At 47.4% G+C, this 25,757-nt stretch carries 14 protein-coding genes; 3 read left to right on the top strand and 11 right to left on the bottom strand.

Going from position 1 to position 25,757, the window contains the following annotated elements:
* Positions 1–161: 161 nt before the first annotated feature.
* The 4 genes from L3C95_RS06970 to L3C95_RS06955 form a co-directional block, all read right to left on the bottom strand.
* A complete protein-coding gene (locus tag L3C95_RS06970) occupies positions 162–4,250 on the bottom strand; it encodes a glycosyl hydrolase family 18 protein (protein ID WP_317207684.1) in 4,089 nt (1,362 codons plus the stop codon).
* Positions 4,251–4,570: 320 nt separating this feature from the next.
* The gene (locus L3C95_RS06965; protein ID WP_236386101.1) at positions 4,571–6,868 is read right to left on the bottom strand and encodes an OmpA family protein; all 2,298 of its coding nucleotides are present in this window, start codon (positions 6,866–6,868) and stop codon (positions 4,571–4,573) included.
* A 26-nt stretch (positions 6,869–6,894) separates the two neighbouring features.
* Entirely contained in the window at positions 6,895–7,905 is a 1,011-nt protein-coding gene (locus L3C95_RS06960) for a type IX secretion system membrane protein PorP/SprF (protein WP_236386100.1), read from the bottom strand.
* 26 nt (positions 7,906–7,931) lie between these two features.
* Positions 7,932–9,668, bottom strand: a complete 1,737-nt coding sequence (locus L3C95_RS06955; RefSeq protein WP_236386099.1) for a gliding motility-associated C-terminal domain-containing protein — start codon at positions 9,666–9,668, stop codon at positions 7,932–7,934.
* Positions 9,669–10,889: 1,221 nt separating this feature from the next.
* On the opposite strand from L3C95_RS06955, the gene L3C95_RS06950 reads away from it, so the two are divergent.
* Together L3C95_RS06950 and L3C95_RS06945 are read left to right on the top strand one after the other, a co-directional pair.
* Positions 10,890–11,555: a response regulator transcription factor gene (locus L3C95_RS06950; protein ID WP_106602516.1), complete on the top strand. Its 666-nt coding sequence runs from the start codon at positions 10,890–10,892 to the stop codon at positions 11,553–11,555.
* A 165-nt stretch (positions 11,556–11,720) separates the two neighbouring features.
* Complete coding sequence (locus tag L3C95_RS06945; protein WP_236386098.1) at positions 11,721–13,811, top strand: S9 family peptidase; 2,091 nt, start codon at positions 11,721–11,723, stop codon at positions 13,809–13,811.
* Positions 13,812–13,829: 18 nt separating this feature from the next.
* Here the strand turns inward: L3C95_RS06945 and L3C95_RS06940 are convergent, their stop codons facing one another.
* From L3C95_RS06940 to L3C95_RS06915, 6 genes are all read right to left on the bottom strand, one after another.
* The gene (locus L3C95_RS06940) at positions 13,830–14,168 is read right to left on the bottom strand and encodes a DUF4260 domain-containing protein (RefSeq protein ID WP_236386097.1); all 339 of its coding nucleotides are present in this window, start codon (positions 14,166–14,168) and stop codon (positions 13,830–13,832) included.
* Between the two features lie 251 nt (positions 14,169–14,419).
* On the bottom strand, positions 14,420–14,572 hold the full coding sequence (locus L3C95_RS06935) for a hypothetical protein (RefSeq protein ID WP_236386096.1): 153 nt from the start codon (positions 14,570–14,572) through the stop codon (positions 14,420–14,422).
* 72 nt (positions 14,573–14,644) lie between these two features.
* A complete protein-coding gene (locus tag L3C95_RS06930; protein WP_236386094.1) occupies positions 14,645–15,214 on the bottom strand; it encodes a Crp/Fnr family transcriptional regulator in 570 nt (189 codons plus the stop codon).
* A gap of 49 nt (positions 15,215–15,263) precedes the next feature.
* Positions 15,264–16,775, bottom strand: coding sequence for a S10 family peptidase (locus L3C95_RS06925; RefSeq protein ID WP_236386092.1), 1,512 nt, complete (start codon positions 16,773–16,775; stop codon positions 15,264–15,266).
* Positions 16,776–16,889: 114 nt separating this feature from the next.
* Entirely contained in the window at positions 16,890–18,371 is a 1,482-nt protein-coding gene (locus tag L3C95_RS06920) for an alpha-amylase (RefSeq protein ID WP_236386090.1), read from the bottom strand.
* A 58-nt stretch (positions 18,372–18,429) separates the two neighbouring features.
* Complete coding sequence (locus L3C95_RS06915; RefSeq protein ID WP_236386089.1) at positions 18,430–20,745, bottom strand: DUF5703 domain-containing protein; 2,316 nt, start codon at positions 20,743–20,745, stop codon at positions 18,430–18,432.
* Positions 20,746–21,037: 292 nt separating this feature from the next.
* Here L3C95_RS06915 and L3C95_RS06910 point away from each other — a divergent pair, with 292 nt between their 5' ends.
* Complete coding sequence (locus L3C95_RS06910; protein ID WP_236386087.1) at positions 21,038–22,276, top strand: glycosyltransferase; 1,239 nt, start codon at positions 21,038–21,040, stop codon at positions 22,274–22,276.
* An 11-nt stretch (positions 22,277–22,287) separates the two neighbouring features.
* Here the strand turns inward: L3C95_RS06910 and recB are convergent, their stop codons facing one another.
* Positions 22,288–25,752: an exodeoxyribonuclease V subunit beta gene (gene recB, locus L3C95_RS06905; protein ID WP_236386086.1), complete on the bottom strand. Its 3,465-nt coding sequence runs from the start codon at positions 25,750–25,752 to the stop codon at positions 22,288–22,290.
* Positions 25,753–25,757 lie beyond the last annotated feature (5 nt).

Genomic DNA, 25,757 nt, shown 5'->3' with positions numbered 1-25,757 from the left:
AAGAGCACTTAAAGAATTACAGTATTGGAAGGTGTAAAAAGCAGCATACAGACTCTCGTTTTAATGATATGGTTGATAGAAAAATCAGTAATTAAAAGTTAAGAATCAGGAACTAAGAATGACATTCTCAGTTCCTGATTCTCTGACTTCTAAATTACCTCTTACAGGCGCACTACTTTCGCAGTACCCTTACGACCGCTCTTCAGATGACTTGTTTTCAGTATCCAGGAACCTGCTGGTACCTGAGAAACATCCAGATCAACTGTTTGCTGGCCTTTGGATGCCGCGATGTATTGTTTGCGGATCACGGCACTTCCACCGGTGCTCCACAGTTCGATCAGTACTTTCTCGCCTGCTGCAGCGTTGAACTGTACTTTCAGTGTAGTACCTGTCAGCGGGTTAGGGAATACTAGTACTTTCTCATTTACAACATTGTCAGGCGCAGGAGATACGGCTGCTACGGTTGCAGCACTTGCTCCGCATGCACCCAGTGGTTTCCACCACCAGTCAGCTGTACCAGGAGTTACGTTATACAGTCCGTTGGACAGGCTTTCATACAGGTTACCATTGTATACCACTTTATCGCCCATGTTGTACACGGCAGGATATGGCTGGTAAGTTGGCACACCTGCACAGTTACCGGTGTTGCCACCGCCTACTGTGATAGTTACTGTACCGCTGGTAGTTGAAGCGTTGCCATTGTCGGTAGCCTTAGCAGTGATGCTGTAAGAACCGGCTGCAACATTGCTCCAGGTGTAAGAATAAGGACTTACAGTAGCTTCGCCCAGTTTAGTGCTGCCGTTGAAGAATTCAACTTTAGACACGGTACCGTCAGCATCTGAAGCAGTAGCCTGGATGGTTACTGTAGCAGGAGCTGTAAATGTAGCACCGCTGGCAGGAGAAGTGATGCTTACAGCAGGAGCCTGGTTGCCAGGATTAGTACCGCCGCAATCACTTACATATGCCCAAACCTGACCGGCGCCGCTGTGGGTATCAGGTTGGTCGCCCTGTGTCCACCAGTTGGCCTTATAGATCTTACCGTTGTAAACTGCCTGCATGTTAGCAGTGTAAACAGCGGTAGCTGACCAGGCAGCAATACCGTCGCAGGTATTGCCACCTGTGCCGTTTACTGTAACTGATACTGCAGATGATGTGGCAACAGCACCGCCATTATCAGTAGCAACAGCAGTAAGGCTATAAGTGCCTGCTGTTACGTTAGTCCATGTATAGGTATAGGGAGCACTAGTGGCCTGACCTAATCTGGTCGCGCCATTATAGAATTCAACTTTAGAAACAGTACCATCAGCATCAGATGCACTTGCAGTGATAGTGATGGAAGCCGGTGCAGTGAAAGCAGCGCCTGCAGCCGGAGAAGTGATGCTCACTACCGGAGACTGGTTGCCCGGAGTAGAACCGAAGAAATAAGGATAGTAGTTGGCAGCAAACTCGCTGTTGTTCACTTTATCCCAGTTTACAGACCATGTCATGATACCACGCAGACCGGGATAACCAGCTGCTTTACGCAGGGTGTATCCACCACCGTATGATTGCCCTTTGGTCAGATAGTTAAGTGCTTTCTTTACTTCGGCAGGAGCAGTATAACCACTACCAGCAGCACCAGGAGCAGCAGGCAGACCGAATGCTACCTGATCTTCACGCAGTGCAGGGAAAGTCTGGCTGGTACCTGATACAGGGAAGCCCTGTAACAGCATCTCAGTCATAGATACGATGAAGTCAGCTGTTGCTGAGTTGTATACCTTGTTGTCCAGGCCCATTACAGAACCGGTATTGTACAGCTGCGGCTGTATCCAGGACAGTTCGTTACGCAGACCATAGATGATAGGCAGATAAGCACCTACCAGCGGAGAATAGGTAGCGCCGTAAGCTGTCTGTACATAGTAAGTTTCAGGCGCCATTGTCAGCAGACAGGTTTTACCCTGTGCCTGACGGTAAGCAACGATCTCTTTCACGGCTGCGATCAGGTTCACTACTTTAGGCGTAGTTGGCGCCATAAAGTTGTTATCGCCATTGTTCAGCTGCAAAGAGGTACCACCTTCGATGTCGATGTCAAAACCATCGAAGTTGTAAGTATCCAGCAGGTTTTTCATGCTGGTAACAAAAGACTGTTTATTGGCAGTGGTATTCAGCATGAGCGTACCAGTCTCACCACCCAGTGACAGTAACACTTTCCTACCCTGTGACTGCAGCGTAGCGATATCAGCTTTGAAATCTGCCACGGTTGTTCCTTCCGGAGTGAAGCTTACAGTAGAATAGTCGCTGCCGGTAGTACCGAAAGCTACTTCTATCACGTTGAAACGGCTGTCTACATCGCGTAAGCGGATATAAGGAGCAGAAGCGAGGTTCCAGTTATGCCAGTAACCTACCACTACTTTACCGCCGGGAGGAGGAGGATCAACAGTACCTGATTTTACGGTAACTGATACTGCAGATGAAGTGGTAACAGCGCCTGCATTGTCAGTCGCTACAGCAGTGATGCTATAAGTACCTGCAGCTACATTGCTCCAGGAAATGCTGTATGGAGCAGCAGTAGCGGTACCCAGACTGGTAGCGCCGTTGAAGAACTGAACTTTGGCAATGCTGCCATCGCTGTCTGTAGCATTAGCGCTGACAGTGATGCTTGCAGGTGCAGTGAATGATGCATTTGCAGTTGGTGCAGTCAGGTTCACTGATGGTGGCTGGTTGGTCGGAGTGCTGCCATCAGCAAATACAGCATTGATCTTATTTACAAGCGGAGAAGTAGTGTTAGGACAATAGATAAGCTTGCCCTTAGCAACGGTACTGCTGGTCATGTTCAGCATGTCTCCGTATACCTGCCAGATAATAACACCTGCCAGTCCATTGTCCTTGATATATTTAGCTTTCTCTCCTACTGAACGTTCGTTGTCGTAGCTCAGGAAATAATTGCCTTTTGTTTTGTAAGGTACTTTTGCAACATCATCCCAGCCTTCAGTCCAGCCAGAACTTGTTTGCTGCAGAATGTAACTGTAGTTAGGTGTACCATCCCACAGGTCTTTCGCCCAGTTGGTATAGTCAGCGCAGGTCTGGATAGGACCATCCGGTTGTACAGTCTCAGCACGTTTGGTAGTAGCAGCATTCAGTGCAGCCGCACCGCTGGTTACTACACCACGGCCATAGAAAGGAGCACCGATGTTCACTTTAGACATGTTTACGCCCAGGGCTTTCAGCGCTTTCACAGTAGCATCTACGGAGAAGTTGCTGTATTCTGCACCCGGATAGTCGTACAGTGGAGCGTTGTGACCAGCTTTATTAGACCATCCGCCATTGTAGTCGTAGGTCATCATGTTGTAATAATTCATTGAATTATTCAGACGAGACCAGTTGAAACCCTGCAGTTTGGCAGGAGAAGCGGCGAATGCAGCTGTGATCAGTTTATTCGGACCAATAGCGGCTCTTACTGCTTCTACCAGCGTTGCAAAGTTGTTATAGTCGGCAGTGCTGTATCTTTCAATGTTCATACCTGGATCGTTAGGATATTCCCAGTCGAAGTCGATACCGTCAAAGCCCATGTTGATCAGGTCAACGCAATTGGCCACAAACTTAGCCCGTTTGGTAGCGTCGGCAGCCATTTCAGGGTAGTGTTTACACATACTCCAGCCACCGATGGAAGCCATTACTTTTACACCTTTGGAATGAGCCAGGTCGAGTACGCCCTGTGCACCACCCTGTTTAGGAACAGATAAAGGGAAAGCGCCGGTTTTGCCGGTGTTAACGTTTTTCCAGCCGCTGCCTTCATTACGGTATCCCAGGGTATAGGCATAACTGCCTTCAGAGATATAATATAATGGAGCATCCAGCTCACCATATAGCAGGAACATATCCCAGCTGCTGTAAATGTCCTCATTTACGAGCGCACCGGGTTCCTGTACAGCGCCCACCTGGTAAATATTTTTGTTGCGGAAGTCCCCACTGTGCAAGGAACCGTCTTTCGCTACACCGAAGAAGGAGAAGTTAAGGATGGTGTACTGCGAATAATCCACGTTCAGTTGGTTATAACCTCCTTTGGGCACGATGCCAGCCACGTCTTTCCAGGCATCCCATTGGGTGATATATCCTATCACCTGTTTGTTGTGGTTCTTTGTCGTTGCGGGCACCTGCGGACTTACCTGCGCCATGAGGGGGGATATGCCCAGCATGAGGAGCAGTACCAGCAAGGCATGTCTTACGCGATGGTATGACAATGCGCTACGAAAGGTAGAATTTACTTTCATTTATAACGGTTTTTTTGAGACGATATGGAACTACTGGTTTATTTCTGCTTACAATAATCCAAGCCACAGGTTGTTGTTACGTCAGGTTGCTCTTTAAGTAAGTATGTGCAGATATAAGACCGGTCTTCACAGGCAAATGGTATTTTAAGGCGTATGGTTAATACAAAAAACTCTTTAGTTCGCTCTTTTCCAGACTCTCTATAAAGGTGTCGTACCTAACGTGGTATGGTACCATCCCAAAAATAATTTTTTTTGTTATATGCAAAACGCCCTCCCGGTATTGTACCGGGAGGGCGTTCCTTTATTCTGGTAGTACGATCTTACTTGTGAATGATTTTCAACATGGTACGTCTTGCGCGCATGTACTGTTCATCCGTACAAGGTGCACCTTTACCGCATGGATCTTCGGGATCTTTACCGATATTCTCGTAGTAAAGTCTGTTTGAAGCTACACCTTTTCTTACCAGGTAGTCAATTACTGCGTAGCAACGTAAAGCAGAGAGGTCCTTATTATAGGCGTCAGAACCACGGCTATCGGTGTAGGAACGTATCTGCAGTTTCCAGTCAGGGTACTGGTTCAGCACCACGGCAACCCTATCCAGCAGGTTCCTTGACTTAGTGGTCAGGATAGCACTGTTATAGTCGTAGTAGAACTCCATATTCTCCATTTTGTTCTGGATAGCATGGTCCATTTCTGACATTTCAATATCCTGTCTGGTTTGTTGCGGCTGTGCAACGGCTACAGTTTCGATCTTCTCAGCTGGTTTTTCTGCAACTGGTTCTGGTTCGTATTCTGATTTTGGCTCGTTTACAGGTACTGGAGGAGCTACCACAGGCGTCTTCACTGGTTTGCCGGTTCCTGGTTTAACAGGAGGTGTACGCTTGACAGGCGTTTTTACCGGTTCTTTAACCGGCTCGCTCGCAGGTTCGTTTTTAGCTACCAGTGGTTCTGAAACCGGGTGCTGTGTAGTACTAACTGTAGATGGAATATCTATCGGAGCACTTACAGGCTGTTTCGGAGAGTGTACCACTGGTTCGTCAGCAGGTTTTGCCGGAGTTGTAGTAGTAGCCACTGTTCCCGGTAAGCTGATCGGCGCAGTTACAGTTTGTCTCGGAGATACCACCACCGGTTCATCCGGTTTAGGCGTTGCCACCCCTGTTGATTCTGCCACCTGTGGTTTATCAGCAGGCTTGTTCTGTGCCAGTATAACCGGGTTTGGATTTGATCCCGGCTCCGGATCTTTATAAGGCTGGATACCCTGGTCGTTGTTGAACCTTTCTGTGAAGTGAGTATCCATGAAACGGTAGATATCGTCACTACCACCGCCGCCGGGACGGTTGGAAGAGAAGTAACCTTCATACATATTCGCCTTCATGATGAAACCCAGATCATCGCCACCGGAGTTGAACGGATAGCGCAGGTTCTGCAGGCGATGCCATTCAGTTCCCTTACCGGCTACACGGAAGATGTCAAAACCTCCCATACCCGGATGACCTTTACTGGAGAAGTACAACATGTCTTCTTCATTATAGGTCGGGAATGCTTCATCGAAAGGAGTGTTGATGATCGGACCGCAGTTCTTAGGTTTACCCCATCTGCCGTTCTTCTGTTTTTCACTGAACCAGATGTCCATTTTACCCTGACCGCCTTTTCTGTTGGAAGCAAAGTACATGGTCCTGCCATCGCGGCTGAGGGCAACGTGCCCGGTAGAAGCACCGTTGGAGTTGATCTCTTTCAGTGGTTCGAGTGGTCTCCACTCATCACCTGATTTCACAGACCAGAACACCATCATTGTACGTTCACCATTTACAGGACCGCGTTTCTTACGGTTGGCGATATCCTGCTGCCATGAGTTCAGTGTTACATAGATGGTATCTTCCCTGGCGTTAAAACATACAGGTCCGATGTGATAAGGTACCAGGGCTAATAATTGCGGCACTACTTCTTCAACGAAAGTATTGGCCACGCCCTGTGAATATTGTTTAAAGATATATGCCTTGTAATAGGGCTGATTGGTACGTGTATCAATTTTGGGATTCTTCTCAGGCAACAGGTTCATGGTCATTTTACGGTAGCCGTTGGATACCAGGAGGAGACCCTGCCTTGTTACACCGCTTACGTAATCCGAGCCGGAAGAACTCAGTTCCTTGATGTTCTCCATCGCCATGTCGAGACGGTTGGTCTTCCATGCGATAGCACTGTCACAGCCAGCCATCATAGCGTTCGCCAGGCGGACACTATCTGGCTTTGAACTTTTAAATTTGGCTATCTGTTGTTTTGCTTCAACATATTTACCTGCACTTTTTAATATTTCTCCATATTGCAGATGTGCCACTGGCGGACAATCCGGACGTTGATCCATTTTCTCATACCAGAAGGCAGCGTCTTCATACTGGCCAATTTCACGGTTACAGAGAGCTATACGTTCCAGGAGATCAATAGAAGTTTTGGTTTTCTTCTTTGCAATGATCCTGCCATACAGGGACCCTGCAACAGCATACTCCTGTCTTTCAAAAGCCTCATCAGCCCTTACCCGCACGCTTTTCTGCTCCTGGCCAAACAGCATCACCGGAACCATCAGAGTGGTGCATAATAATATCGCGTAACAACGTAGCATATCGAGATTTGATGATCTTTTAAATATTAAAAATAGCGGGGATTGGATGTGCTGAAAAGCTTTGAATTAAATAATAGACCGATCGAAAGTTCATGCGAGCCGCCCTGTATACCTGCCAGTTTGTTCATGCTGTAGTCATAGGAATAACCTACACGGAACTTGGGAGAGACGTAATATTCGAGGATAGCACTTGCCGCATTGGCCTTGTCAAGTGATGTATTACTTACAACTGATTTCTTGTTGAATACAGAGAGATTCGTTCTGTAGGAACCGCCAATCCATAAAAGTTCATCAATGTGCATCATCAATGTTGCGTCCAGACCTGCAGGACCTGCGAAGTCGGTTTTGAACAGCACTGATGGTTTGAGGTAAATGTTATCATTCACCGGGAACATGTAACCTGCAGTTAAATAAACATGTTGTTTTCTGCGGATACTTTCATATGTATATCCTCTCCATTTATAACCGGAGCTACTGTACTTGGAGAAGAGATCCAGTGCAGAGAGACCAATATAAAGTGAAGGAGTATAGTAATAGATACCTACACGTGCATCAGGAGCGGTAGACTTGGCAGAACCATCAGGAATGATACGGTCGCCGTTATCCAGGTAGATCAGGTCTTTACCGCTCAGGCCATACTGTGTTGCACCTACGCCGATACCGAGGCACAGGCGGCGCGTGTCTTCTTCATCGAGGCGTATACGATATGCATAGGAAGCATAAAGAGAAACAGCGCTCTGAGGACCGAGGTTATCCATCATGGCCTGTACACCCAGACCAACGTTTGCGTCTTTGTTACCTCTGTTCAGTGGACCGTCCAGCGATACACTGGCAGTACGTGGAGCACCGTCTATACCGGTCCACTGCTGGCGGTAAGCGGCGTTAAGATGCAGTACATCCTTATAACCTGCATATGCGGGATTGATGCTCAATCCGTTAAAGATATACTGGCTGAACTGGACACTTTGCTGTGCACGGGAACCTGCTGCCAGGCAAAGTAATAATACTACAGTAAACCATTTTTTTGTCATGTACATAATTGCACTTTTAGGATCACAGTTCATTATCTAATAATCATTACCCAGCCTTTGAAAACCTTTACTCCTTCGGTAGGGCTGTTCAATTCAAGGCGGTAGTAATAGGTACCTTCGCTTAATCCTGTCGCATCCCAGGTGTTCTGATAGTTTTTGTCCTGGTACACAATGCCTCCCCAACGGTTGAAGATGAACAGTTGACTGTCAGGGTATTTATCAATTCCTCTTACTATAAAGTGGTCGTTCTTTCCATCTGCGTTTGGTGTTACCACGTTGGAGATCACCATACCTGCAGCCTTACCGGCTGTCTTGATACTTGTTACGGTTCCCTTATCGCAACCTGCTTCTTTAGGGTCGCAGTGGTATGTTGCTTTGGACGTAGAGTCGGAGTTACCACCGATCTGTATCCTTGCTGTGTTATCGATACTCTTGATACCATCAGGCAGCGGATCAACCTTTACTTTAAAGTGGAGTGTGGCAATTGCACCTGCAGCCAGGTTATTTACTGCCCACATTACTGTGTTGGAACCTACCAGGTGGATACCACCATCTGTAGCAGATACGAAAGTCGTCAGTGCAGGAACAGGATCACTTACCTGGAGGGTAGGGATAGTAACGTTACCTGTGTTGCGTACATATATAATATATGACAGTTCTTCACCTGAAGTTACACTGGCCTCACCGCTGGCATTCAGTACTATTTTCCATCCTTCGAAAGAAGTCACACTCACGATAGGAATAGTAGTAGATTCTTTACCTGCGCCATTTGGATCTGGCTGGTTAGGATCGGTAGCGAGGGATGGCAATGTTTCAACGAATCCTTTACCATTCCCGTTATTTACGGTCGCTGTATTTACGATAGCTTTAGCGCCTGTCAGGTCTGTCGCCACCCTTACACGGAAAGAACGGACAACTGATTGTCCCGGATCCAGTAAAGGGATCGTCCATTGCAGCAGGTTATTAGCGTCAGGTGCTGCGTCGGGTGCATCGTAGAAGTTGGTATATATGGGAACGAAGTCCTGAATCACCACATCTTTCAGTTGCTCGGTACCTGTATTCTGTACGTGTATTACATAAGTAACCAGGTCGCCTGACTGGATAGTATTGTTCGGACCAGTACCGGTGTAGTTCACGCTCATCCAGGCGATGGAGTTCATACCATTATCAACCGGGGTCCTTGTAGCAGGCCATCCTTTGTCGACACCTATAGCGGAGTTGATGTTGTTGTCAACCGCAGGTGCGAAAGTGTGCTTTAATCCCAGTCCATCTCCGATGTCTACATAACCGGTATTATTAATATAGTCTACACCGGTTAAAGCACCATCCACATTCACGGAAAAGGAAACTGAGGTCTGTGCGCCGGGAGCCAGTGGCAGGTTGTTCCATGACAGTACATCATTATTAAGCGTACCGCCTGGAGAAGCACCATAGAAAATGGTGTGTACAGGCAGTGTGTCCACTACACGCACTGTGAGGGCTTCATCACCGGTATTTTTAATAAAGATCTTATAGTCGATCTGGTCTCCCACCTTTACGGCGCCGTCAGCACCGGAACCGTTGTAGGAATATGTTACCCAAATGTCAACGGATTTGGTATATGGTTTACCGTTAACGGTAATACCGGTAGCTGCTTTTTTTCCGGCTGTCGGAATATTGGCCTTCGCTGGCAACCAGGTCATACCTACTATAAAAAGTAGCATGAACAGGCAGCGATCAGACATCTTTTTAATATCGGTAAAGACCAGGCCAACTCGCTGCTGCATCATCGTTTGCAGATTTAAGCGAGAGTTATAATTTATGCGCATAGGCTTAGGATTACTGCAAGTAGTGTATTTTGAATGCTGTTGTACCAATGTATTGCTCTCATTAGAAACGCCGTGCACCAATTGTCCTCTTATTATATATATAGATCCGGGCAAGCCGGGGACGGTGGTCAGGCATATGGAAAATTGCTCTCAGAGCAGTCCACAATTCGTATAAGGCAGCGTTCTTCATTGGTTTAGGATTATGATTTATAAATATCCGACAGTCAAGGATATAGTAAATTCGAATATAAAAATATCTATATTTATTGATAAAACAATATCTTTTTAAAAATTAATGAGCATTAACCCCTCCTACTTCTCGGTTATAAATCAAAACATTACAAATGAAATTGGGGCACATACTATGCAATTTGGCATATAAAAATGGCCATTTTCCGGGATCAATCACATGATATTTTATATACATATGACCATTGGAATAACCTTGCTGATGAAGGCTTCGGGGCATTCAAATATATATTTTAACTCATACAATAAACATATGGTGGCTGAACGTTATAACTACCCTTACCGGCCCAACGAAGAATGTGGTTATTCACATTTTTTAAACAAGGAAACGACCCGAAATGTGGATAACTTTTCTTATCACCCTTGTACGCATATTTTCAAAATGACATTTTCTGTAATATTATTTTACCCTATTTCTATGAGATTCTCTCTGTTCCCTCATTCACAGCATAAAATTCCTATATGTGAACAAATCACTATATTTACTAATATAAATGTAGTTACCTAGATCGCTTTACCAGGCCCGGCGGGAATAAGCAGTAAGTATATGCTCACCTTTTTTTGAGTACTAGCGCTTATTTTATATATGACGAAGATCATTAGTTGAAATCGCACCCGTTATTCTATTCATATTTACGCCACTGGAAAGACCATTCCCATATCTTCTACCTGAAAGACCATGTTTAAAAACAGCTGATGGAGGCTGCACGCGCAACGGAAAAAAACTATGCCATACGTGTGTCTGCATTCTACCGCTAACTCATTAATATTAACCAATTTAAAATGCACACGACCATTCCATTCTGTTATTACACGAGTAATTCTGGCCTGCGGAGACCGGAGCCATTAATGCCTGACCAGTATCCGCCATGTATATGGGTATTGTAATCGGTTACATTCATACCTGTATATCAACCTGCAAACACTTTTCTGATGAATACTGCAGTCTATAAAATTTTACTTGTAGATGAGGATCAGGTATTTGTAAGACAGACCCGGCAGTTATTGATTACCCAATCTTATGACATCCATACAGCCTCCTCAGAAGAAGAAGGAATCATCATCTGCCAGCAACAGCAACCCGATCTTATCATTTGTGGTGCACACCTGCGCGGAACAGGCGGGCATCATTTCATTATGGCACTAAGGAACGACCCTGGTTTTGATCATATTCCGCTGATCTTCATCAGTGTAAAAGATAACAAACAGGAAATGCGCATGGCCATGAACCTTGGCGCAGATGATTATCTGGCAAGGCCGTTCAGAAAACGCGACCTGCTGCTCAGTATTCGCTCGCGACTGGGCCGTTTTGCCAAGTTCAATCATGTGCATACACCTGACGAAACCAGAAGTGTATCTCTTGCTAACTCATCAACCGCACAACAGGCACTGTATCACAGGCTTGGTAAAGCTGAAAACCGCATCATAAAAATGATCGCAGAAGGCAAAAGCACCAAGCAGATGGCTGATGAATTAAATGTGAGCATCCGTACTATCGAAAATCACAGGTACAGGATCGCCGGCAAACTTGGTATTGCCGGGCGCAACGCGCTGACTGAATTTGTGATCAGGAATATTATACAGCAGCAGAAACAGTAGCCCACTGAAATCGGAATTAAGGGTCAGGAACCAGCAACTCAGTACAGCAGCGCTTCTTCACCGATGCCGGCTGTAATGAATTGACTAAAGTATCGGAATGTCAATTTGTATTCGTATTTTCTCATTCCTGATTCTTAATTCCTGATTTTAATTCTCCTGCTACTCATGATCAGAAGTATCCTTCTCTCCACAACCCTTCTCCTGCACATATACTGCGTAAACGCTCAACAGTTTACGATGGAGGCGGTTACCAGTTATCCCTTCCCCTCCCTGCTTACCAGCGCATCCACCGGCAGTAGTATTGCCTGGGCGTTGAATGAACAGGGAAAAAGGAATGTATATGTTGCCACCGGTCCTGATTTTACTCCCCGGAAACTCACCGGCTACACGCAGGACGACGGACAGGAGATCAGCAGCCTGTCTATATCGTCTGACGGTAAATGGGTAGTGTATACCCGTGGAGGTGATCATGGTGGAAAAGAAAGCAGTAATCCTGTGAATGCCACCCACCAGCCCATACCTCCCAAAACTGAAGTATGGTCAGTACCTTTTGCTGGTGGTACTGCCAAAGTATTGTCAGAAGGCGATTTTCCCGTCATCTCCCCCCGTGGCGACAGCGTTGCGTTCATCAAGGGCGGTCAGATATGGATCGCTCCCACAGACGGCGCTGCTCCCGCCCGGAACCTGCTTACGCTCAAAGGATCCTGTCACAGTATTGTATGGGCGCCCGATGGCTCCGGACTTGCATTTGCGAACAACCGTAATGATCATTCCTATATTGGTGTATACCGCAACGCAGGTACTCCGCTGCAATGGATGGCCCCTGGCTTTTCCAAAGACTTTTCGCCCCGTTGGTCGCCCAATGGCAAACAGATCGCCTTTATCCGTATACCCGGTACCGGTGGTGCTACCGATTCACTACTGGCCAGGAGACACCAGCCCTGGGCTATCTGGACAGCAGATGTAGCCAGCGGAGAAGGCCGGCTGCTATGGAAAGCGCCCGTTACCCTACGCGGTTCCATTCCAACCACGGATGGTGGTACGAATCTCAACTGGCCCGTGAATGACAGGATCGTGTTCCTCTCCTACCACGATGGATGGCCACATCTCTATTCCATCGCACCAGGAGGAGGCACACCACTGTTACTTACGCCAGGCGCATTTATGGCCGAACATATTGAGCCAACTTCTGACGGGAAATGGATCGTGTTCAGCGCCAATACGGGTTCCACAGCTACCGACATAGACCGCAGGCATCTCGCCCGCGTACCGGTCGATAAAGCAGCGATGGAAATACTCACTTCGGGGGATGGTATTGAAACATACCCTGTCGTAACCGGCGATGGCCAGACGATTGCCACATTTGCCGGTACTGCACAGCAACCCTTACTGCCTGCAGTGATGCCTTTTCAGAAAGGCGTTCCCAGTGTAATAGGCAAGGAACTATTGCCAGGCAATTTCCCTGCGGCGCAGATGGTGACACCGAAGCCGGTTACCTTCAAAGCGCCTGATGGCACACTGGTGCATGCGCAGCTGTTTGAACCAAAAAACAAGGCAGCAAAACATCCTGCCGTTGTATACATCCATGGCGGCCCTCAGCGCCAGATGCTGCTCGGCTGGCACTACATGGACTATTATGCCAATGCTTACGCTGTGAACCAATACCTGGCCAGCCAGGGATTTATAGTACTGTCGGTGAACTACCGACTGGGCATCGGTTATGGCTACGAATTCCATAAGCCGCCGCATGCCGGCATCATCGGGGCATCAGAATACCAGGATATCAAAGCTGCCGGTGAATGGCTGGCGGCGCAACCGCAGGTGGATGCTAAAAAGATCGGTGTATATGGTGGCTCCTATGGAGGCTTTCTGACCGCACACGCCCTGGGCAGGGACTCAAAACTATTCGCCGCAGGCGTAGATGTACACGGTGTGCATAACCGTACGCAATTTCTACCTCCTCCTACTGCCAACCCGGCTCCGGATGTTGATACCGCTTTAAAAGTGTCATGGTTGTCCTCGCCCGTGGCCTATGTCAGCACCTGGACCTCGCCGGTACTGCTCATTCATGCTGATGACGACCGCAATGTGGATTTCGGCCAGACCATCGACCTTTTCCGCCGGCTGGAGGACAAAGGTGTGCCATTTGAGTATCTCGCTATTCCCGACGATACCCATCACTGGATGAAATACAGTAATGGGCTTACGGTCGACAAAGCGACCTCCGCATTCCTGATCAGACATCTGAAAAAGTAAGACTATTATTTCCCGATCTTACCCAGGTGTGTCTTTAAAACCGGTTTCATACTTTAAACCGTAACCAAACATCCTGTCCATTACCGAATGGGCAAACAGGATAATGCCGGTGAAAACGATCCAGTCGAGGCGGAAGTACAGACCAGCCAGATAAACGGCCAGCGCGATGCCTTTGTGATGCACCAGGTTGTAAATAAAAGCGCCGGTACGGTTGCCGGCCAGGTAGCCCAGCATGGAAAGATCGGGTAACAGGATACATGCCGGGAACAGCCACCAGGCATATGGCGATTGCAGGTGAAAAGCAAGGATGGCGAGCAGGAAAAGCGCCAGTTCTTCCAGGATAAGTATGGTTTTCATTAATTACAGGCAGGTTTAGGCCGGGCATAAAGATAATTACTTATATGAATTGCGGAGGCATGTGGTCAGGAGGGTAACAACAGTGTACGACTATGGTACGTATCCGTATCCACTGTCTATCTACAGGCGCTGTACTATAGCGTTAAAGGCACTATTCTATAGCGATGGCTATAGAATAGTGCCTTTAACGCTATAGTACAGCGCCTGTAGGTTATAGGTCCCACTATATTGCTATACTATACTAACTATATTCATGCAGGCATCATCCTGGTGGCAATCCCTATCCTGTTCCAGGAGTTGATAGCCACGGCCGCCATCATTACCTGGGCGGTCAGCTTTTCGCCCAGCACCTGTATGGCCGTGTTATACGTGGCATCGCTCACATGATTGCTGATCAGGGTCACCTCTTCGGTGAGGGCCAGGATGGCTCTTTCTTCCTGGGAAAAGAAAGGCGTTTCCCTTCAAGAAATGACTGTTCAGATTTTCTTAGCCCTGATCTTACTCAGGAATTCGGGTGTGAAACCCAGGTAGGATGCCACCATATATTGCGGGATGCGCTGCAGGAATTCGGGATACAGGTTGCTGAAATGATAATAACGTTCTTCGCCGGTAAAATCGTAGATGTACCGGATGCGCTGCATGGAGGCAGCATATGCCCTTTGCAGGATTAGTCTGAAATAACGTTCCAGGGCTGGTATTTTGGCAAAAAGCTCCTCCTGAACTCTCCAGTCCAGCACAGCTATTTCAGAGCGTTCTACGGCCTGTATGAAGTATTGTGAGGGCATTCTTCTATCCAGGCTGTTATAGTCAGTGATCCACCAGTTATCGATACCGAAATGGATGATCTGTTCAGATCCTTTTTCATCAATGTAATACTGGCGGAAACAACCTTTTAAAATGAAATAATTGGCATTGCAGATGGCGTCCTGCCGGAGCAGGTATTCTTTCTTTTTTACCTCCTGGTATTGTAGGCAGGACAGTATGATCTCCTTGTCTTCTTCCGTCAGGTCTATAAACTTGCTGATATGTGCGATGAGCCTTTGCATACACAATATTACGGTAAAGAAAGAAGGCTCCTGTACGGAGCCTCCTGTTTTAATATTTTGCGGCCTGTCCTTTGGCCGGGATAGATTCCATGATAAACTTCCTCAGGTTCTCATTTGCTGCAGCCAGATCATCCTTTCTCAAATACATCATATGCCCGCTACGATAACCTTCCCATTTCAGACGGTCTTTCAGTTTGCCGCTGGGGTCCAGCTGCCACATGCTGTATTTGGCATTGAAATAATCGCAGGCCCCATCGTAATACCCGGATTGCACCAGCAGGTGCAGGAAAGGATTCTGGGCAATGGCCTGACGCAGGTTCTCACCTGTCTTGTCATCCTTCCTGTCCCAGGGATGCACATCGCCGAACATGTTATACTTCAGGTCTGTTTTGTAATTCAGTTCATCCCGCAGGTAGATGTGGATAGCTGGTGTAAAGGCCTGTAACCAGGCAGTCAGCTCTGCGTTATAGTCAGGGCTTGTGCCACCTGTCTGACGATCTATACCCCTGTAACGGGAATCCAGCCGGCCGACAGTATATCCCTGGTCACGCAGCAGTTCTTTCCAGAAAAGGTTCGTAGACACATCCAGGTTATTTTCCTGCACCACCAGCTCCTTCAATCCGCTGTAACGTGCAATACGGGCGCCGATGTTTTTACGTTGTGCATCATCCAGCGCGCCGCCCTTTGACAATGCAGGGACCAGCTCATTGATCGTGAAGTTTTCCACTTCAGGCAGTACATCATTCAGATCTTTCTGCTGCAGGTCGGCGGGCAGCTTTTTATGGTACCAGGCAGTAGCCGTAAAATAAGGCAGTTTCAGGGCAGCGTCCAATGGTCCGTTACGCAGTATACCCAGTTCTGTCGGCGATACGAGAATAACACCATTCAGGTACATCCACTGCGCATCCTGCAGCTCCAGCGCCAGTCCGGATACACGGGTGGTACCATAGCTTTCGCCTATCAGGAATTTGGGAGAGGCCCAGCGCCCTTTGCGGGTTACGAAAGTATTGATCCATTCCGCCAGGTATTTGATATCAGCATTCACGCCATAAAACTTGCTGCCGGGAATATCTTTACTCACGGGGCGGGAATAGCCTGTATTCACAGGGTCTACATACACTATATCGGCAACATCCAGGATGGAATGCGGATTATCGCGCATACCGTAGGGCTGTACCGGGTAGCCCTCATCATCTATGTTGAGCATCCGCGGACCGGTATAACCGATCTCCATCCATACGGAAGGCGTACCGGGGCCTCCGTTGAAGGAGATCACCAGCGGACGGCCGGATTTATCTTTTACATCATCTCTTTCATAGTAAGTATAAAACACACCGGCAATAGGTTTGCCTTCATCATCCCACACGGGAATGCTGCCTGCGGTAGCGGTATAAGGCACCCGCTGGCCTTTGATCGTCACTTCATGTTTGGTTACTACGGAAGAGTCAACAGCCAATACTCTGGAAGGCGAGGGTTTCATCTGCGCCTGTGCCGGCAATACAGCCATCCGCGCAATGACTGCACCTGTAAGCAGCAGGGGCAATAAGATCTTGTTGGTCATAAATTGATTGATAAATGGTTTCAGGGTAAATATAATAGAAGCAATCGGCTATACAGCGAATTTTGGGATAAAAGGAAAAATCCCCGTTTGCTGTTCGCGATGTACCAGCTACTATCATTCCCCCGGCACCCATACTGATACTGCACCCGCAGCACAGCGGAAATCGCCCCATCCTTCCTGGTCTATCACGACTTCCTCCCCACGCCTGCCCAATATATCCTTAAACGGTTTCCCTGCGTAACGCTTTCCAATTTCCATGTGTTTGTTTCCTTCCTCTGAGTTGGAGATCACAATAGCGCAACCGCTATGTTCTTCATCTCCCTCCCGTGTCCAGCCAATACAATTGGGATGGTCGAAATAATCCCTTTGCGGGCCATAAGCATACTGATCCCGGGCGGCGAGCAGTTTGTCCAGTCCCTCCACACGCGCCAGCTCTATCGTAACCTCCTCTCCATCCTCATTTTCGCCGGTGTAGGTTGCACCATACAGATCGGGATAGAAAACACAGGGATAACCGTGTTCACGCAGTAATATCAGGGAGTACGCTATTGGCCTGAACCAGTTCTCAACGGGAGCTTCCAGCGTCTGTAGTGGTTGTGTATCATGATTGTCGATCAAAGTCACCGCAAGGGCAGGCTGCTGCAATACCAACGAGCCTTCAAAGATGGTAGTAAGATCATACTCCTTGCCCGCTTTGGCTGCATCAAAGAAGTTATGATGTAAAGATGCGTCAAACAGGGACATTCTTCCTTCAATGGCGTCGATATATTTCAATGCCGGTTCTACGTCGTCGGCAGCCCAGTACTCTCCTACAGCAAAAAGCTCCCTGCCGGTAATTTTCCGCATGTGGTCCAGCCATTCCTTCATAAAACCAGGCGTAATATGTTTCACCGCATCCAGTCGAAAGCCATCAGGCTTCACAGTATTGTAATACCATTCTCCCCATCGCTTTATTTCTTCACGCACTGCGGGATTCCGGAATTCGATATCAGCACCCATCAGGAAATCAAAGTTGCCTTTTTCTTCGTCCACTACATCTTCCCATCTTTCACCGTATTCATTCTGTATGCTGAAGATCGCATCTTCGTCAGATCCGGTGATATGATCTATGCCGGTAAAACACTGATGATCCCATATAAATGCAGAATGAGTTCTTTTACGTCCGGGGAAAACAAATTTGGTATAGGCCTCGGCCAGCATTGGATCAGAAGTGAAGTTATTCCTGTCTTCAGGATCTACTCTCCTGACAGTTATCTTTTCTGTTTCATCACCTCCCATCAGGTGGTTGACCACAATGTCCACATATGCCTGCATACCGGCGTCATGAATAGCTTTGACAGCGTCGATGTATTCCTGGCGGGTACCGTAACGGGTACGTACTGTTCCTTTCTGATCAAACTCACCAAGGTCATAGAAGTCATATACATCGTAACCACGGCTGTCGATACCACCTGCACCTTTATAGGCAGGCGGCAGCCAAACGGCGTTAATACCCAGGGCAGCCAGTTTCGGTGCTTCCTGTTTTACTTTGTTCCACCAACTTCCGTCGCCTGGTACGTACCAGTGGAAGTATTGCATCATTGTACCGTTTTTCATCCGTTATCATTAATTGGGGAAAGATATGAATGGGGTACAAACCACATGCCACCGTGTTTTACATGATGATCACGTCCCTCTCCCGGGCGGCGGGTGTCACTTTCAACTGCTCCACTTTACCATTACTCACCTTTCCTTCGATAATGGTATTGTAGGGTGCATGCAGTTTGAACACCGCATTCCATTCTGCCGGCCAGGCGGGTAACAGGTAGATCTTGTTTCCATCCACCTGCAACAGCATTTCCTGTAAACCGGTCATGGCGGCTCCTCCCCAGTTATGATCGGGTGTCCAGTCAAAGCCGGGCCCCCAGAAGGCGGGAAAGCGGTGAGGACCATTGGCGAACTTTAGTTTCGTGAGTGCTGCCGCCTCTGCTGTCAGTCCCAGGCGCGCAGCAAAAATGTTGTATTGCCGCCATCCTACATGGCTGCGGAATTTCACCGCATGTGGATCATATTCCCAGGTGTTGCGCGCAATATGCAGGTCAGGCTTACCCACTCCGTAGATACCCCAGGGGAAAACCGGGTACAATTGTGGTGTCTCCGTATTCTGCACCCTTTCCCAGGCAAGCGCCGGTGCAATGGTTGTATGTCCGGTGAATTCTGTCAACGCAATAGGCGGCACTCTTTTCTTCATCTGTAAGATCCTGCCCAGACGCAATGTGTCTTCCTGTATTTCCGGCAGTTCAGACATTCTTTGCAGGATGACCTGTAAAGCAGCAATAACTGTTGTGGAATTGTAGGTCATTTTGAAGGTCTCCGCTGCTGATGTTGGGAACAGTATGTATTGTCCCTTTTCATTCAGTTCTTTAACACCTCTTTTCTTTGCGAGCTGCCGGTAATGTTCATCGTAAAAAGTCAGGCAGCTTTCGATGAATGCAATATGTTCAGGATTTGATATGCCGGTGTAACGGTTCGCGTCCAGCATCATCAGGCAAAATTCAAACACTGTTTCCCACTGGTATTCCAGCCATGCATTATATTCCACGCCGGGATCGGCGCCGGTAGGTCTTTTAGGTTCGTACTCGGTGACGTTAGGCAAGCCGAAGTTCTCAATCTGTTCTGTAAAGCAGGCGCCAGGATGCGCCCAGTATGTCTGACTACGGAGTTCCGCATTCTTCTTTATCCGCAGATAAAAATCAAACTGTCCTTTCATCAGATCGGCATCTCCACTTTTCAGGAATGGATAGTATACCAGCCGCTGATTCTGCGCTGTCATCGTACCGCCACCCCAGAGGCGGAAATCGGGAGAGAAAGGATACTGTGCACTGACATAACGCGGATCGAACGTAAAAAGACCACCGTTGAATTTAGTCGGCCATTTGCCGAAGGCGTTACATCCCAGCATATAACGGAACAATTGGTAGTTGCGTCCGACAGTTACTGCTGCCGTATCTTTACTATCTATGTATATGTAACTCCTGTCCCAGAACTGCTGCCACCATGCCAGTGTTTTACGCCGGGCTGCATCCCGGTTGCTACCCGCAGTTTCCATTATGTACTGCAACGCTTCGCTCCACTCACTGACACCGGCAGTTTGTGCCACTTCCAGCCCTATTGTCAGATGCTGTGAACGCACCGCTTTCTTACTCTGCAAAGACCATCCGCGATAAGCCGCATCTGCGTAAGTACCTGAATCTATTCCTGCTGCTACCATCTGATCGCCCCGCATCATGCCGCCAAAGGTGTTATTCTTTAAAGGATCATACAACTGGTCCGTCACTGCTCCCATCCCTTCCATTTGTACCGTATATGAAAAAACATCCTGCACACCGGCACGATTACGGTGATAGAAAACAACATCATTTCCCTGGAAACTTATATCATCTTTATAGGTTGTAATGGGGAATGATTGTAAGCGCTTATAGGAATTTGTACGGCATTCTCTGGTATCTGTAATGAGGTGATCTGCATATCGCCATGATTCATAAGTAGCGGTCACCTTCACCGGATCATCATTCTTTATATCGATATGTACTACGGGATTAAATACATCCACCCATATCTCCATATCCGTATGCTCATCCCGGATCCGCACACTTCCCTGCTGCAGTTTTAACTCCTGCTTAAATCCTTTCAGCCCAAGCGGCCCTGAGGATAATTTCAGTCGCACCCTTCCCAGTTTTAACATGGCATTGTTCTCATCAAATGTGCCGCTTCTTGACAGATAGCATAGTACCTCTCCATTTTCCACCCAGACATTCAGCCCAATATCTCCTCCTCCACAGGGCATGGCATCAGCAGCACTTTTACCCGGTGTATCCCAGGACACGTCATAACGGGAAACAGGCGTCTGCTGTGCTATGGCATGATGCCTGCAAAAGATTACAGCCAGACTCAGACACAAGATTAATGGCAGGGTATTAACGCCTTTCATAATACATGGAACCGGATTTAAATGCCCCTAAAATAAGTCGTTAAGCTGACAATTAATAGATTATCCTAAAAGGGGACTACAACATTTCTTTTTTCGACAAGCGCGTGTTTTTATCATCAGAAATCCCTTAGCTTTGTATCACTCTATCGAACGAACAACTTCACTTACACGCTGAACCTACAACTCCTGTGCAACGTTCCTGTCAACATAATAACCATTAAGGTTAATGCTGTAAACCTTAGTAACGCTATTCTTTTACAAGCATTATCACATACGCTTTTAATATTTTATTATGACAAGTAGTATCGAACAACTTGCCGGTAAGAAAGTATTATTTGCTACTATCTCAACTGATGCCCATATTGATCCTTTGACAGGTTTAGCGAAGTATTTACAGGATTTGGGGTGTGATGTAAGATGGTATGCATCGAAATACTATACCGCTAAATTCCACCAGTTGTACATTTATCATTACACACCGGGAAAACACAGGGCTGTAAATGATGAACATGTAGCTACCGTCAGACACTTTGAGGACATCCGCTACATCTATGAGGCATTTCCTTTCGATATCCTGATAGTGGACAACATGTTCACCGCCGCTCCTATCGTTCGTAAGATACTCGGCGTACCTGTGATCGCCATTGGCGTAGTACCGCTGGCAGAAGCATCCCGCGACCTGCCTCCCTATGGTCTTGGTATGCCTCCCTCCTATCATTTTTTCGGCCGGTTAAAACAAGCAGCTTTACGTTTTCTCATAGATAAGATACTGTTCAAACAATCCCGTAAAGTACATGAGCAGGTCTTCAGGAGATATGGCATCAGGAACAAAGGTGTCAATATGCTGGACAGTATTGTAAAGAACGCTGACCTCGTCCTGCAGATAGGCACTCCCGGGTTGGAATACCAGCGCAGAGATATGGGAAGCAACATCCGGTATATAGGCGCCCTGCTCCCCTATTCAGTTGGGAAAAAAGGAGCACCCTGGTTTGATAACAGGCTGCATCAATACAGCAAGATCGTACTGGTTACACAGGGCAGAACAGAAAAAGATATTAATAAGATCATCATTCCTGCGCTGGAAGCATTCCGCGATTCGAATGTGCTCACTATCGTCACAACAGGCGGATCAAATACGGCAGTATTACGTACAAGATATCCTTACCGGAATGTGATCATTGAAGATTATATTCCTTTCAAGGATGTGATGCCTTATGCAGACGCCTTTATCACCAATGGAGGTTATGGCGGCGTGTTATTAAGCCTGCAGCACAGCGTTCCCATCATTGCAGCTGGGACAGACGAGTGCAAGAACGAAACATCTGCCAGGATTGGATACATGAAGTATGGTATTAACCTGCATACAGAAAATCCCCGTGCAGATCAGATCAGTGAAGCATTTGATGTTATAATGGAGACCCCTCTGTATAAAACGAATATATCGAGGCTGATGGAAGAATTCAACCAATACGACCCTATTCCGCTTAGTGCGGGATATGTGGCAGACCTGCTGATGAAGCGGCCTGCGTGAAACAATATGGTTTAATAGATATCAAACAGCTTTTGCTGTGGTGGCTGTTTTTTATTGATATTGGGCGACAGGCTATTCTCCAGCTGCAATATTTTCGTCAAGGGTGGCTTACTGGTAAAAATGCCGGTAGGCTGCCCTTTTCTGATCCCTCTTACGAAACAGTAGATCACGCCACCAAACTGCTTTTCGTAGTTAAATGCATGCAGGCGGCTTTCTAAATACTTCTTCGCTGCCAGTGTATAGATGAGGTATTGCAGGTGATAGTTGTTCTCATTCATGGCGACAGACAAAGCAGCCGGCGCATAGTCTGCCGGTGAGTCGCCCAGGTAATTGGATTTCCAGTCAAGGATGTAAAATTTTCCTTCATGCTCAAAGAAGAGGTCCATTTTACCATTCATGATCCCTTCCAGCTCATGACTGCCATGCTCATGGAAACGGCGAACGATCACGCTGGTCCTGTCGTCAGAAAGACCATTCAACATATCAGGAAAGAAGGCTGACACAGGGAAGTCGAACTCGAATTCCGGGATACGTTTATGCCATACAACGGCTGACAGCGGGAAGGTTTGTCCTCCTACATGGATGTCGGTATGTAACACATGTTCCAGCAGCTGGCGCAGCATAGGTGCGTATATTTCCTGCTGCCCCGGTACAAAGCGGCGGATGGTTTCTGTCAGCCATTTCTCCCAGCGGCTATCTTCAGAGAAGTTGATGTTCTCGAACAGGAAGTGCAACAAGTTACCTGTCTTCGCACCTCTCTTCAGCGTATGGAAGATGAATGTCTCATATGGATCTTCCTGCTGCAGAGGACGTCCTTTCAGGCTCTGTTCAGCTTTTGCTGCCAGCATGGTATAACTCATCTTCCGCCAGTTCTGCTCTTTCAGCACAAACCTGACAGGTACGTCTGTACCGGTATTCGCCACTGCTCCGGTATTCCGGTTCGCATCCTGTTCCGGCGCTACCGGCAGGTCCTGCTCAAACTTTATAATATCGGGAGGCGGCGCTGCGGCTATCAGCGCCTGCAGAAAGGTCAATAAGGTGGAATTGCTATAGTACTTGCTGTTATTACGGAATACAAAACACTTATATACACCACGGGTGATGGCAACATACAACAGACGTCTGTTCTCCTGCTCTGCCTGACGGGCATAGGAGCTACGCTGTTCATCCGTCATACGTTTCTTTTCTACCCCCACATAATCGCCCGTAACAGGATCACGGAAGCTGAAGAACTCAGCGTGCTTGTTCTCCACAAAATCAAGGAAGGGGGCCATGACGATCTTATATTCCAGGCCTTTACTCTTGTGAATGGTCACAATATTCACCGCTTCTTCATCACTTTCCACCCGCTGCTCATATTCATCTCCTTCTGTGGCCATACCATCTATTCCCCGTTTCAGCCATGATACCAGTTCCGTCATCGATAAATTCTTACGGCTCTGGATCTGATGCACCAGCTCTGTTAGTTGAAACAGGTTGGAAATAACACGTTCCCCGCTTTCTGTATGTGCGTGCAGTAATATGTTACGAACATTAAAGTCTGTAATGAAGTCCATCATGGCAGTATAAATACCATCCTGCTGCCAGCGGTTCTTGTAGTTGCCAAAAAAAGCCAGTGTAACTTCATCATCCAGCAGGAGCACATCTTCCAGTTTGAGATTCGTAAAAGGCGACAATAAGGCCCGGTTGATAGAAGATCTGTTTGGCTCCAGCATTGCTTCCAGCAGGTATAAGAGATAGGTAGCCTCTTCGGATTGTAAAACCCTGGCGTCATCTACCGTTACAGCAGGTACTCCCAGTTTCGCCAACTGGGCCTTCACTTCCCTTCCCTGTCTGCCGGTACGCACCAGTATACCAATATCAGAAGGTTTGACAGGGCGTCGGTTCTCTTCATTCCCGATAGTATATTCCCCGCTTCTCAACAGCAAAGCTACCTGTGCCGCTACACTTTCGGTCAGTTCATTGCTGTTGGAAGCATTAAAAACCGTGATAGGTACATCTGCTTCTTCGCCTCTGAATAAACGCCCTTTTGTATTCCTTTCGGGACTCTCCACTTCAATGTAGTTGATCGCATTCCCTTCCCCATTGAAATAGAAAGTATCGAAATCCGGCACCGGCAGGAAGAAGGTATTCATCGCCGCTATAAACGGCTCAGAGGAGCGGAAGTTATGGTTCATACCATACACATGCTGCACGCTGGCTCTGGCCTTAAAATAGGTAAAGATGTCGGCTTTACGCCATGCATAGATACTCTGTTTAGGGTCGCCGATATAAAACAGGATAGTGTCTGTGCCGAATGCCTTCTCGAAGATCTCATATTGCATCCTGTCTGTATCCTGGAACTCGTCCACAAATACTGCCTTATATTTTTCCTGCAGCACCTTCACTAATTGCGGATTATTCTTTTCCACCAGTGAGCGGTGCAGGTTAGTGATCATGTCATCATAGCTCAGCAGGTTATTACGTTTCTTATAACCTTTAACGCCTGCTGCAATTTCCTCTATCGCAAAACAATACAAGCGGCTGATCACCTGCTGCACGATGCCTTTACGTTCTTCATCCAGGGCGGCTACTTTATCCAGGCGTTCCAGCAGATCGGGGAACAATTTGGCGATGTACCCTGCAGAGCTACGCTTTTCCTTTATAACACCAATGAATTGCGCCGGATCATCGACACATGGCAGGAGCGCTTTCTTCGCGTACTGATTGCCTTCACACAATGCTTTCAGCCGGTCTATATTATCCTTCACAAAGGTCGTCAGCTCCTTTTCAGCCGCATCTCTCCTGTCATCCACCGCATCCAGCTGCTGTAACCACTCCTCCTGTTCCTTTGCTTTGATCTGATATCTTTTACCTGGTTCGTAGGCGAAATAGCGCTTACCTCCCATATGCTCATTGAGCGCAGTTGTGATACCAGGCATCATGCCTGGTTCCCAGATCTTTTCCAGCAGGCGGATGTGCAGGGTAGTCACATATTTGCGCCAGAACTTCTGTACTTCTTTCTCTATCAGCGTGCGGGTATCCTGTATCATCTCTGCACCAAACAGCTGATCGGTTTCAAAGGCGAATTCGTTCAATGTCTTCTGGCAGAAACTGTGTATTGTCAATACCGCTGTTTCGTCGAGGAACAATACCGCGTCTTTCAACTGCTGCTGTACCTGTTCCAGGCCATTACGCTCAACTGCTTCTTCTACCAGCCGCAGGATGTTGTCGTCCTTTATTTCCAGACCCTGACTGGCCTTGTAAGCATTCCGCACAAACATCCGGATACGCTCTTCCAACTCAGCGACAGCAGCCTTTGTAAAGGTCACCATCAGGATCTCTTTTACAGACAATGCATTTTCCAACACCAGCCTCAATACAAGAATGGCGATGGAATACGTTTTTCCTGTACCTGCACTGGCCTCTATCAGGTTGCTATCCTGAAGTGGCACAGTACCTGCGTCAAAATACTGGTAGTTAATATGTTCAGTCATTGTGT

It is taken from the genome of Chitinophaga filiformis (assembly GCF_021646545.1).
Lineage (GTDB): Bacteria > Bacteroidota > Bacteroidia > Chitinophagales > Chitinophagaceae > Chitinophaga > Chitinophaga filiformis_A.
The sequence above is the reverse complement of the archived record's forward strand: the minus strand, read 5'-3'. Positions and strand labels throughout refer to the sequence as shown.

Bases quoted from the DNA above. Each gene is read 5' to 3' on its own strand.
- L3C95_RS06970 (WP_317207684.1), bottom strand. From the start codon at position 4,250: ATGAAAGTAAATTCTACCTTTCGTAGCGCATTGTCATACCATCGCGTA.
- L3C95_RS06965 (WP_236386101.1), bottom strand. From the start codon at position 6,868: ATGCTACGTTGTTACGCGATATTATTATGCACCACTCTGATGGTTCCG.
- L3C95_RS06960 (WP_236386100.1), bottom strand. From the start codon at position 7,905: ATGTACATGACAAAAAAATGGTTTACTGTAGTATTATTACTTTGCCTG.
- L3C95_RS06955 (WP_236386099.1), bottom strand. From the start codon at position 9,668: ATGATGCAGCAGCGAGTTGGCCTGGTCTTTACCGATATTAAAAAGATG.
- L3C95_RS06950 (WP_106602516.1), top strand. From the start codon at position 10,890: ATGAATACTGCAGTCTATAAAATTTTACTTGTAGATGAGGATCAGGTA.
- L3C95_RS06945 (WP_236386098.1), top strand. From the start codon at position 11,721: ATGATCAGAAGTATCCTTCTCTCCACAACCCTTCTCCTGCACATATAC.
- L3C95_RS06940 (WP_236386097.1), bottom strand. From the start codon at position 14,168: ATGAAAACCATACTTATCCTGGAAGAACTGGCGCTTTTCCTGCTCGCC.
- L3C95_RS06930 (WP_236386094.1), bottom strand. From the start codon at position 15,214: ATGCAAAGGCTCATCGCACATATCAGCAAGTTTATAGACCTGACGGAA.
- L3C95_RS06925 (WP_236386092.1), bottom strand. From the start codon at position 16,775: ATGACCAACAAGATCTTATTGCCCCTGCTGCTTACAGGTGCAGTCATT.
- L3C95_RS06920 (WP_236386090.1), bottom strand. From the start codon at position 18,371: ATGAAAAACGGTACAATGATGCAATACTTCCACTGGTACGTACCAGGC.
- L3C95_RS06915 (WP_236386089.1), bottom strand. From the start codon at position 20,745: ATGAAAGGCGTTAATACCCTGCCATTAATCTTGTGTCTGAGTCTGGCT.
- L3C95_RS06910 (WP_236386087.1), top strand. From the start codon at position 21,038: ATGACAAGTAGTATCGAACAACTTGCCGGTAAGAAAGTATTATTTGCT.
- recB (WP_236386086.1), bottom strand. From the start codon at position 25,752: ATGACTGAACATATTAACTACCAGTATTTTGACGCAGGTACTGTGCCA.